At 57.7% G+C, this 9,336-nt stretch carries 7 protein-coding genes; 2 read left to right on the top strand and 5 right to left on the bottom strand.

Features of this window, described 5'->3' with window-relative positions:
- Positions 1 to 61 precede the first annotated feature (61 nt).
- Positions 62 to 2,356: a hypothetical protein gene (locus tag OWC48_RS24585; protein ID WP_282522268.1), complete on the bottom strand. Its 2,295-nt coding sequence runs from the start codon at positions 2,354 to 2,356 to the stop codon at positions 62 to 64.
- Between the two features lie 3 nt (positions 2,357 to 2,359).
- Positions 2,360 to 3,022, bottom strand: coding sequence for a hypothetical protein (locus OWC48_RS24580; protein WP_282522267.1), 663 nt, complete (start codon positions 3,020 to 3,022; stop codon positions 2,360 to 2,362).
- Between the two features lie 138 nt (positions 3,023 to 3,160).
- On the opposite strand from OWC48_RS24580, the gene OWC48_RS24575 reads away from it, so the two are divergent.
- Complete coding sequence (locus tag OWC48_RS24575) at positions 3,161 to 4,534, top strand: MBOAT family protein (RefSeq protein WP_282522266.1); 1,374 nt, start codon at positions 3,161 to 3,163, stop codon at positions 4,532 to 4,534.
- A 215-nt stretch (positions 4,535 to 4,749) separates the two neighbouring features.
- Entirely contained in the window at positions 4,750 to 5,436 is a 687-nt protein-coding gene (locus tag OWC48_RS24570) for a hypothetical protein (protein ID WP_282522265.1), read from the top strand.
- Here the strand turns inward: OWC48_RS24570 and OWC48_RS24565 are convergent, their stop codons facing one another.
- The 3 genes from OWC48_RS24565 to OWC48_RS24555 are packed head-to-tail and all read right to left on the bottom strand — an operon-like array spanning position 5,437 to position 9,225.
- A complete protein-coding gene (locus OWC48_RS24565; RefSeq protein ID WP_282522264.1) occupies positions 5,437 to 7,698 on the bottom strand; it encodes a hypothetical protein in 2,262 nt (753 codons plus the stop codon).
- A 28-nt stretch (positions 7,699 to 7,726) separates the two neighbouring features.
- Positions 7,727 to 8,848, bottom strand: a complete 1,122-nt coding sequence (locus OWC48_RS24560; protein WP_282522263.1) for a hypothetical protein — start codon at positions 8,846 to 8,848, stop codon at positions 7,727 to 7,729.
- Positions 8,849 to 8,853: 5 nt separating this feature from the next.
- The gene (locus OWC48_RS24555) at positions 8,854 to 9,225 is read right to left on the bottom strand and encodes a hypothetical protein (protein WP_282522262.1); all 372 of its coding nucleotides are present in this window, start codon (positions 9,223 to 9,225) and stop codon (positions 8,854 to 8,856) included.
- Positions 9,226 to 9,336 lie beyond the last annotated feature (111 nt).

Here is a 9,336-nt window from a genome sequence, read left to right as displayed (position 1 = left end):
TGCCGCCGGCCGCGCCTCCGCCGCCGCCGCCGCCTCCGCTACTTGCCATGGTGCGCTCCGATCATACTGTAACCTCGATGCCAATTTCGAGAAGTTGTAGCGGTCCCGGCGTGTCCTTGATGATCACGGCGCGTGGATCAAAAGAACTGCCTGGAGGCGGATGGCTCTCAACAGTCTCGCGCTGCGGCGGTGGCAATGTTGCGTCGTCATCTTGATTCCATGCCGGGAAGCGGCGGAAGTTCATCAGCGTACCAAGCGCCGGCGAGGTCCGCGTCTGCCTTCCAGAAAATAGACCGCCCATAACGAAGCCCGTCGAGTGAATGACGTAAGCGACGAAATTGGATATCTGCCGCAATTTCATTCGTTGTCCGACATCAGCCCCGGGATTAGCATCTGGGGCAAACGGCTCGACAACCGATGTCCATGGCTGCCCTGCTACCAACGTAGCAACGGCGAGGTTCTCACCACCATTGTTCTGCGGAACGATAAAGCCATTTGCGTCGACCTGATAGACGCCCATCGAGCGCGTGCCCTGGTCCATCAGCGAGACAGTTTGATTGGGTATCCACCACAGCGGTCCCTTGCCAGCCGGCGCGCCGAATGCGGCCGGCAGCGCATTCACGAACAGGGCGGCGTCCAGGTATCGATTGTCATCAAGGATTTCGCAAATTGTTGCTCCGAAATAGCTGGTGGTGAACAGCACGTCAGCGTCGGTCGCAGCGACCCACTTGACGACGCCGACACCAGACCATGGACCCCAACCGATGGTGGGCACGATCTGGCCGTCCTGCAGCGTGTATTTGCCCACGGCCATTGTGCCATCACCGTTGAGCACATAGGCGTAGCGCTCATTGAACGTTCCGTCGGCGGTCGGGACCGCGATGGCCTGGATGTTATTGAAGAGATGACTATGGAAGTCACAGAGGTTTTTTGTGTTGAAAGGCCGGTAGTAGGCGCCAGGCGCGATGATCGCAATGACGCTATTGCGGCCGGCGTTCACGTAGAGGATAATCTCTTGCGTGACGCGAGGTTGCACGTGCGCGCAGCCGTCTCCCGAAAGCGTTTGAAAGCCAACGCTGCCAGGCCTTAGCGGGTTCGAGGCATCGATCTTGATGTAGTACAGCTTCTTGTCGCAGAAAACGAACTCAGAACTTTCTGGTCCGGGCACCACATAGAAGACCCGAACCTTGTCTGGAGCAACTTCAAAGATCGCGCCGTTCGGCACCGTGGGGCCGCCGACGTACAGATCGGTCGGAGAGTTAATGGCAGACCAGCCGATGCCGCCTGGCACCGCTGGGAAGTCACAGAAGCCAAGCCTAAATTGATCAACGAACACCGAGGCCGGATACCCGCGCATCGGGTTCATCACCTCCTCGTCCCAAAAAGTGATGCCAACATTCGGGGGGAATATAGCCGAAGCGCTGCCGACCTTTAGGCCGCCGCCGGGACCAACGGCAACATCATCCACAGTGAATGCAACAACTCGCTGCTCGAAATAGGAAACATTCACGACCGAAGAATTGGTGGAAATGAGTTGCACGCGGACAGTGGCTGGCGAAGCCACAATCTGCGTGACGATCCCCTTTGACCCGGACACGGATCCGGTTACAACGTCGCCCACAGAGAACGTGGATGAAGGATCCACTGAGAAGCCGAGGTCTTCTGCGCCCGGCAAGGGCTCCTCAACGGTCGCGGAAACTTGGGTCGGGCTCAAGTAATTCGTGATCAACATCTGACGATTCACGAATCGAATGCGGGTCCCGATGTGCCCCACCGTGAAAACAGGGTCCGATGCGGTTACCACAATCGAGCCAGTCTGCCCCGAAGGCAATATGGTGACGTTTTGCGGGCTGATGCGATAGAAAAACGTCCGCTTCTGATTGCCGACAGTCAGCTCGGTATAGTCGCCTATCGCCCAGCCAGACACACCATCCCATGACAGAACTTGCGGGGGCATGCTGGGAAACGTGATGTAGACCGACAATCTAAGCTGAGCATAGTTGACTTGACCGACTGTTGCCTCAGTCCAAGGCAGTGCAGCGCCATTGCCTTGAAAGTTGAAGGCGGCAACGGTGACGCCAGTCGAATTGATAACTCCGAGAAAGCCCGCGCCGATAGCCAGCTTGAACGTGTTGCCAGGAGACATCGTGATTTCTTCGATGCGGCTGCTTCCGGTCGCCGGAAAAAGAGCAGCGCGACCGGGACGATTCTGCACACTCCCTGAATTGAGGATGCGCATGTTAGACATCTGCCGCAGCCCGGCCTTGCGCGCCGGATGCTCGTCAGACCGTTTGAGCGCGACGTCGATCTCGCCGAAGGAAAAGTCGCGCATGGCGCCTTGGATTTTCTGGGCCATAGATCATAGCCCCCAGGGCCCATTGTCTCCGCCACTCGGGATCGGCCAGTCAGGACGCCGGGTATAGCGGGCGCGCCGCGTGCGCGAGATGAACAGTGCTCGTTTCGGCTTCTGCATGTCGTGGCGCGACTTCGCCGCCTCCAGGATCTGCAGCGCCTCAGCAAACATCTTGCCGGCCTCCGCATTATCCTTCTTGATGCCACGATAGATGCCCGCCATCACGAACCGTTCAAGCGCCAGCACAACCGTCGGCGTTCCGTTCGCCGGGTCCGATTTAGTCGAGAAGATACCTTTGATGGTCACCGGATACGGTGTCGTCGGCGGGTTCGGCGGGGGCGGCCCACCTTGCGCGTTGACAATCATCTGGCCGTCTTGGATGTCCCAGATGCACTTCCGATCGTTCAGACGCACGAGGATCAGGTGGACGAGGTCCGGCGGTAGGTTATAGGCGGTGTCATAGCGGACATCGGCGGGCGCATTGCCCGCTGGCTGCAGCGTCCGGAAGGTTGTCACCCACGACCAGGGATGCGCCTCAGTGACCACAGCCAGAGCGCGTTCGTAGGCCGGCGAGCAAACTGTCCACTCCACGGACCCATCATCCGCAGCATTCACGAGGTTATCCCCCGTCTGCGCTAGAGCGGAATTGATCAGTTCAAGCTTGCCCAAGGGCCATTCGAAAGCTGCCATATCCGGACGGTCGGCCAGCCTACTTTCAGGCGCAACGCACCACCGCTTGTTCCCGTCCGTTTAACCTAGGGTTGCCCTATCGGGGATTGTAGGGTATGGGCACTCCCGCAGAGGGGGATGATGTCGTTTACGTCCTGGCAGTTTGCCATTTTTTCTGCCGTGGTCTTTGGCCTATATTACCTGCCGATCATGAGGGGTTGGCAGGTTCAAATCCTCGTTGTCTCCAGCCTGATCTTTTACGGCTCTGACCAGGCCAAACTGCTGGCACTTCTGGCCGCGGCAGTGTTTGGAACCTATGGGTTTCTCATCCTCGCTTTCAAAAACCGGCGCCTTTGGTTGCCGTTCGGGATTGCCTTCAATCTCGGGCTGCTCGCATTCTTCAAGTATAAGTTCCTATTCATAGATCCAGCGGCCGCCCCTCTCTCAAACACTGCCGCGGTCGACTTCCTCCTGCGGCTCCCTCTGCCGATAGGCATTTCGTTTTTTGTTTTTCACAACATCAGCCTGCTCGTCGACCTCACGAAACGTGGTGGCACAGCGCCGCCTCTGCGAGAGGTATTCCTCTACATTATCTTTTTCCCGCAATTGGTCTCCGGTCCCATCACTCGAGCTGCGAATTTTCTGCCGCAGATCAAGCCGAAGTTCATTGCCGATGTCGATTATGTAGAGGCCGCAAAGTGGATCGTGTCCGGCTATTTTTTCAAACTCTTCGTCGCGAACAATCTCAATGAGATCACGACGAATATGGATTATCCGCTCTTCGAAAATCTGTCGATCACCAACCGGTGGATTTGCCTATTCCTGTACAGCTGTCAGATCTATGCAGATTTCTTCGGGTACTCGGCCGTAGCCGTCGGCCTTGGGCTTCTCTTCGGTTATCGCCTGCCCATCAATTTTAACCTCCCCTACATCTCTGCATCGTTCTCGGAATTTTGGACACGGTGGCATATCTCGCTGTCACAATGGCTACGGACGTATCTTTACATTCCACTTGGCGGTAACCGATTTGGCGCGACCCGAACCTACGTGAACCTGATGATCGTAATGGGCTTAGGGGGCCTGTGGCATGGAGCGGCCATCAGTTACTTGGTGTGGGGACTACTTCACGGCCTTTTCCTGGTCGCGGAGCGACCGATCCTACAGCGGATCGAAACACTGTCCGCCAATCAAAACCTTCTGCACGCCGTCCGTGTTGGCGTCGTCTTCTTCTGCGTCTCAATGGCATGGGTGCTTTTCAAGCTGCCTAATTTTGAGCACGCCGTCGCGTACGTCCACGGAATGTTCGTAAAGCCGGAAATCGCGAATCCATATCCGCTTTATCGCGGATTGGCGCTGTTCTATTCGCTTCCGGTGATGATCCAGCATCTGGCACCGCCGAATTGGTTGGAGCGTCCGCGGGCAGCTTTAGAGCCCTATCTTTACGGGACGATGGCCGCCCTCATGCTGGTCGAGGCCGGTCCCAGCACTTCATTCATCTACTTCCAGTTCTAGGGGGCATGGTGTCTAAACGACAGAACATATCATGGTTCGTGCGGGCCAGCACTGTCCTCATGCTGATCCTCGTAACGTGCTGGGCGGTTCCGCGGCTGGTAGATAATGTTCCAGACCTGCCATCGACGACCACCGATCGCGAGCAACGGTCTGTGTTCGACGCTTACTTTAGACAGCCTCCCCCGCTTGTTGCGATCGTCGGGAGCTCTTTGGCCATGAGGCTGAAGGAGGAGTATTTTTCTCATATCAACATCGAGAATCTTGCGATCCCAGGTGGATCGCCCCTTACCGGCTTAGAGATTGTCGAGCGGGCGATCAAACGAAAGCCTCGGATCATAGTGGTTGAGATCAATATTCTATCCAGAGGCGTCGATAGCGACTTGGTGGCGCGATATCGCGGGACAACTCTACCGGCTGAAATGCTCCGCCCCGTCCGCGCATTCGCGGCGTTCTTACAACCTAAGCCCCCAGCTATTCAAAAGATGGACATGCTAACGCGGGAGGCGATCCTTCATTCAGAGCCGATCCCGACGGCGTCGGCTCTTCAAAAGATATGGATCGAGACCGTTCCCGAGTACAACAAACCAATCTACGACGCGGTCATAAAGCAGGATGCGACGACGCTGGAAAGTTTGGTAAATAAGCTTCGGGCCAATCGCGTGACGGTATACCTGTTCGAAATGCCGGTATCTCCTGAACATTCTCACACCCGTTACTATCGCACGATGCGCGAGGAAATATCCCGACGTTTCCAGCCGGACGACATGCTCCAATTGAAATACGCACTTTCCGAACTTCATTGGTCGGACGGATCGCACCTCGATGAGCGATCAGCCCTTATCGTGAGCGATGCGCTCGAGAATGCAATCGCGAAGAAACTCGGCTTGGAAGCGATGCGCTGATCAGTATGTATAGACCGCAACACCAACAAACTTCGTCAAAGGCATATCAATGGCACCGCCGGTTGGATTTGTAATGCGGAATGTGATTACGCCGGCCGAGCTTACGTAGCAACTCACAATCATGGCGCCCACATCGCCGACGGCGGACCCTAGGCATGACATCGTAGTCGTTGCACCTGCCGCGGAAGCAGTGCCAATCGTGGAGGATCCGCCACCGGAAACGCTGCCCGGATTGATTGTGGCCTGACCTTGCGCTCGGTCCATGACTGCAAGAGAGATTGCGTTCGGGTTGTTGATATACCCGTTGACGCCGATCAGCATGTTGGGGCCGATGAACAGAGGAAAAGTGCTCTGCTGAGTGACGTGAGAAATATCCAGGAAGCTGGCCGAGATGTTCTCGGCGCGATTGCCGTAGATATACCAGGAGGCGATCGCCGTCAGCGACGGCACGGTCGATTCGAAATCGATCCCGATAGCGATGTTTTCCCAATCATTTTGAGTGACAATCACTCCATTCGCCTGCGCCGCGCAGTCGGACGTCAGCGACGAACACGCATTGTTCGCCCGCAGACCGTATGTCGCCTCATTGCATGTGTTATGCTCGATATGTAGCGCATTCACCTGCCCATCAACTCGGATACAGACCGGGATCGTACTTGCTCCGGTTCCTGTACCCTTGATTACGTTGCCAATCACCCTGCTCCAAAACGGCCCCGTAGCGGAATCATTGGCATCGGCCTGGTGGAGAAAGATGCCTGCAAAATTCACTTGATTGTGGGTGGTGCCGTCGTCTCCGCCGAATATCTGGTTTCGGAGAAGAATTGTGTGCGGCATCGTCACCTCGATGCCCCATTGAATATTCGGATTGTTGCGGGCGTTAATCGTGAGACCTTCGACGGTCACGCCTGTTTGCACCGCAGGATAAGGGAAGGTTGAAAGGTTTCCCCGCTTGATCCAAAGCCCGTCGATCAACTGTGTAGGATCCGGCGAGATTGTCGTGCCATATCCGATCAGATGATACTGTTGAACTGCAGGCGCTGCATCTACCGTCAAAGTTGGCGTGCCGCTGACAAAACAGTTCCCCGTTGCAAATACTCCAGTGATCGACTTTTGAACCCCTGTCCCATTCGCGATGAGCGTCGTCAGGAATGCCTGCATGTTGGCAAACTGATCGGTGCCGCTTTGCATGGAAGGAGTGCTCGCAACAGTCTGCGAGGTGCTAACCGTGTATGTACCAGTCCCGCCGGTCCCCGTGCCAAGACCGGTGATAGTGGTGCCCGCTGTGACGCCGGCGCCACCGAGGCGATGACCGACCGCGAGCGTACCGTATGTGACCGCGGTTACGCTTAGCGTAGTCCCACTGATTGAGCCGGTGAACGCAGTTGCATCGCAGGTAGTCGCCCCCATGAAATCCGTCATGTAGACGACATTGCTATTTAGCGACGCCTGAGAATATGTCTGAGCTCCGGACCACGCCGGTGTATATTGAGATGAGGCGGCCGTCTGCGTGGTGGTGTTGGTGATAACGAGGGGATGTGTCCCCGCGATGGATATGCCGGTTCCTGCCGCGATGTCTGTGCTGACAGTTGTCGGACTAGTGCCAGAAAGCGCGATGCCGGCACCCGCCGCAATCGTTCCGCTCGGGACGCTCACGCAAGGCGAAAGATTGCCCCCATTGTCAAAGCATGCGCCTTGGTTCGCTCGCGATGCCAATTTGGGCAGTACCGCAATCGTTTCTCCAGGAGGAGCCAGAACCGACCTACCCGTGACGTCGTTCGTTTTGTCCCAGGTTTCTCGGTTCTGTGCGATGATGTCGGTGATAACTTGATTGAGATCGCGCGCGGAAACCCCGCGGCTTTCTGAAAACTGCGACGCTCGGCGCGGCCGTCGGGCTCCGACGATCTGCACTGTGCCCGTCTGCGCTGCAGAGAACGTCAGCACGGCGTCGGTGATTGGCCGCGGAATAGTAGCAAGGGGGCCGGTCGGACTGGTGATCGTCCAGTTGCCGGCCTGAGAGATCATTTGGCCGTTGATCCAAACCTCCAGCCAGTTAGCGAAATCCGTCGAATCCCCATAGAGAGCAAAGCCGACGGCGCAATTGCAGCTTGATGCTGATATCGTATACGTAGTCCTGCGCTCGGTATCCGGGAGTGCCGGCACAGGCGGAGGGACTTGCGCTACGGCCGGGGCAATCGTGGCCATTAGGGCAAGAGCGATGATCAGTCGGCGGGTCAGTGTCATGCCCGGGATGAGGCCCGGCATCGAGATTCATGCGCAACGCACCATGACCCTACTGGCTTTCGTAGACTCCCGAGAGAAAAAATACATCGTTAACGGCGATGGCAGCGCCAGAAATAGTGCAGATCATATTTGAAGATGCCGCCCCAGCGGCGCAGGAAAACGGAGCACCTGCTACTGCGGTTTCACGTCCGGCAGCCCCTGCCGCGGATTGCGTAGTAGTTGGCAGCGAAAATTGGAATGCTGCGCCAGAACACGTTCCGATTGCGGTAATTGTCGCATTCAACTGGAAAAACACTGTTTTACCCAGCTGCTTGAAGCGCGCCGAGGTCGTTGACCATGTGCCGGCACCGGCTACGCATGTGGGTGATGCCGTATAGGTCCCCCAGGCCGTGCCTGTATCACCTGTTCCGCCGTTGGCAATCGGCAACGTGCCGGTCACGCCGGTTGCCAGTGGCAGTCCTGTGAGGTTTGTAGCCGTTCCTGATGCCGGCGTACCGAGCGCCCCGCCAACGAAGTATGCCGCTCCGGTGCCGACCTCGTCGGTCAAGGCTGAGCGGAGGTTTGCACTGCTTGGCGTTGCCAGGAACGTCGCAACCCCAGCCCCGAGGCCGGACACACCGGTCGATACCGGAAGGCCAGTTGCGTTCGTTAGCGTTCCGCTTGATGGCGTTCCCAGCACGCCACCATTGACGAGAAAAGCGCCGGCACTGCCGACGTTCACGCCAAGCGCGGTCGAAACACCGGTGCCAAGGCCGGTGACGCTTCCGATCGCCGGCGTACAGGTGGCGCCCGATGCTGCTGTGATCAGACCCTTGGCGTTGACCGTAATGGTCGCACATTGGGTGGTTGATCCGAAGCTTCCGACATTGGCATTGACCGTGGCCAGCGTAAACGCTCCACCAACGGAAACCGAGAGATCGCCGGAGGGCGTTTGCGCGGTAGCCTGATTGCCGACCGATCCGATGTATATTTTTCCCGAGGCGAGTGGCAGGCCCCCGAGCAAGACATTCTGGACGTAGGCCGTGGTCGCGACGCGGTTGCTGCTGTCCGACGACACAGCGGTCGGAGCCGTTAGCGCCAAACTCGATTGATTGGTCGGGCCGGCGGGATACTGCGCCAACGCCGGGCCGGCGAATGGCACAAGGGCCAAAGCGAGGAGCAAACGACGCATTGTGCTCACTCCCATTCGAATACCGTCAGCGAAGAGCCGCCCGCGCTCGCAATCGCATTCCACGCGGAATTGACTTGCGGCGTCCCGCCGACGCCATCGACGCGGTAGGACTGATAGGGCAGCAGCGTGATCGACCCAGGGCCGTTCACTGTGCAAGTAATGGTCTGCGTCACCGTTCGGCTGATAGTCGGGCAGACCGCGATCTTGGCAGTGTCGCTCGAGTTGTAGAACTCGATGCGCCGGCGCGCGGCGTTCGTTCCGATGGCTTGGGATGAAGACGTGCCGACGGTGACCGGATAGGTGTAAGGCAGCCCCGGCGACTGAGCATACGCCGCGCCTGGGAATAGTAGGCTCAGGGCGAGGACAAGACGGCGCATCGGTGCATCTCCGGTTGATGCCGCGACCGTGTCGTGGGGCCTGCCGTCCGGCAACGCACCCAAAGAAAAAGCCCCGGACGATGCCGGGGCTTTCAGTTTGGGAGGCACCTT

Source organism: Bradyrhizobium sp. Arg816 (assembly GCF_029989365.1).
Lineage (GTDB): Bacteria > Pseudomonadota > Alphaproteobacteria > Rhizobiales > Xanthobacteraceae > Bradyrhizobium.
The sequence above is the reverse complement of the archived record's forward strand: the minus strand, read 5'-3'. Positions and strand labels throughout refer to the sequence as shown.

Excerpts from the sequence above, each read along its gene's own strand:
- OWC48_RS24585 (WP_282522268.1), bottom strand. The coding sequence starts at position 2,356 with ATGGCCCAGAAAATCCAAGGCGCCATGCGCGACTTTTCCTTCGGCGAG.
- OWC48_RS24570 (WP_282522265.1), top strand. The coding sequence starts at position 4,750 with ATGAGGCTGAAGGAGGAGTATTTTTCTCATATCAACATCGAGAATCTT.
- OWC48_RS24575 (WP_282522266.1), top strand. The coding sequence starts at position 3,161 with ATGATGTCGTTTACGTCCTGGCAGTTTGCCATTTTTTCTGCCGTGGTC.
- OWC48_RS24555 (WP_282522262.1), bottom strand. The coding sequence starts at position 9,225 with ATGCGCCGTCTTGTCCTCGCCCTGAGCCTACTATTCCCAGGCGCGGCG.
- OWC48_RS24565 (WP_282522264.1), bottom strand. The coding sequence starts at position 7,698 with ATGCCGGGCCTCATCCCGGGCATGACACTGACCCGCCGACTGATCATC.
- OWC48_RS24560 (WP_282522263.1), bottom strand. The coding sequence starts at position 8,848 with ATGCGTCGTTTGCTCCTCGCTTTGGCCCTTGTGCCATTCGCCGGCCCG.